The sequence below is a fragment of the Polaromonas sp. genome, from assembly GCF_031411155.1.
In the GTDB taxonomy this organism is placed as follows: Bacteria; Pseudomonadota; Gammaproteobacteria; order Burkholderiales; family Burkholderiaceae_C; genus Polaromonas.
In genome coordinates, this window is sequence record NZ_JANOAL010000288.1 from 1 (window position 1) to 1,665 (window position 1,665).

Below are 1,665 nucleotides of genomic sequence, written 5' to 3' on the forward strand. Positions count from 1 at the left end.
GCTGGACCTCCTGCAGCAGCGCCAGGCCGTTGCGGACCGGCATGCGGTAGTCGGTCACCAGCACGGCGATGTCGGGGCCGCGCGCGCGCAGCGCCTGCAAGGCCTCGTCGACACTGCCGGCCGTGATGATGGAGAATTCGTCAGCGAACAGCCGGGCAAACCACTTGCAGGCCTGCGCCTCGTCATCGACGAACAGTATGGTGCAGGCCCCCTGGGTTGCCTGGGGCAGGGGTCGGGCAGTCGTCATGGCGTCGTCATCCCTCACGACTGGGGCTCGGCCAGGTCAAGGGAAAATTCGGTCCAGGCGCCGAACTCGCTGGTGACCGCCAGCAGGCCCCCGTGGCGCTGGATGATGCCGTAGCTCACGCTCAGCCCCAGCCCCAGGCCGGCACCCACATCACGGGTGGTGAAAAAGGGCTCGAGCACCCGGCCGACGTTCTCGGGCGCAATGCCGGTGCCGTTGTCGCGCACCGCCAGCCAGAGGCGCCCATCGCGGTGCTCGCCGCGCAGCGAAATCTGCGGCTGCTCGCGCGCCGCACTGTTCAGGGCGAGCGCGGCGTTGCTGAACAGGTTGATCAGCACGCCGATGATGGCCGGTTCGTCACCCAGCACATGGGTGTCCTGCGGCAGCGCCATATCCACCTTGACGCCCTTGAGCTCAAAGCTGGTCAGGCGCAGCGCGGACTGAATGGCTTTTTCCAGCAGGAAGACACGCTGGCCGTCGACGCCCGGTTTTTGGTAGGCGAAGGTTTTCAGGTCCGACACAATGCTCTGGATTCGCTGCATGCCCTCGCGCGCATCGGTCAGGCTTTCCTTGAGATTGGCGTTCTGCGCGGCCGCCGGCTCCATCAAGGCCATGTTGATCGCCATCAGGCTGTAGTTGACCGGGTTGTTGACCTCGTGCAGCAGCCCCGCCGACAGCGTGCCCAGGGCTGCCATCTTTTCGCGCTGGATCAGCTGGCCCTTGACCTCGGCGAGGGCGGCGTTGGTTTCCGCGAGCACCTTGTTGGTCTTCTCCAGGGCGGCATTTTTCTCTGCAACTTGGTACTGCAGACTGAACACGTTCAGGCGGCCACGTTCATTGAAATAGGTACAGAAGGCGCTGACCGAAGCCGAAAACAAAATGAACATGGAGACCCCGGTGAACCGGCTGATATTTTCCAACCCCTGGGGATGCAAATAACACGCAAGGAAATAAAGCAGATACGTGAGCAACCCAAAGCCCACGCCCTCGAGAAACCCAATCGGAAGAATGATCCCCGTGGCATACAGGGCCAAATGCAAACCCACGAAATAGATGGAGTCCACCCCATCGGCACGCCAGATCATCCAGGAGATCATGATCTGCGGCAAGGCCAGCCAAAGCAGGGTGAGCGGCTGCACATATTTTTGCCCCAGGGGCAAGTCGCGCAGCATCCAGAACACCAGCAGCGTCAAGGTCGTGGTCACGACGCGCGCGGTCGCGAATTCGGCAAAAAGCGCCGGATAAAGCGAGTAGTCCAGCCCCAAGCCAAACATCACCAAAACGGCCGAAACAATGGCCCCCGCCTTGCTATAGGCAAGACGAAACTCGCTCATCTCGGCGTGATAGGGAGACAATGTTTCACGCTGCACGGCGATGTCACTTCGGAACTTGAAACTCGGCAAAAATATTCACACCGGTTT

Annotated in this window: 2 protein-coding genes; both read right to left on the minus strand. The window is 61.4% G+C overall.

What is annotated here, in order from left to right; all coding sequences use genetic code 11:
* Positions 1-247, minus strand: a 247-nt coding sequence (locus RMO23_RS16980; protein WP_309683905.1) for a response regulator, incomplete at its 3' end; no start/stop codon positions are given.
* 14 nt (positions 248-261) lie between these two features.
* Positions 262-1,578, minus strand: coding sequence for an ATP-binding protein (locus tag RMO23_RS16985; RefSeq protein WP_309683906.1), 1,317 nt, complete (start codon positions 1,576-1,578; stop codon positions 262-264).
* Positions 1,579-1,665 lie beyond the last annotated feature (87 nt).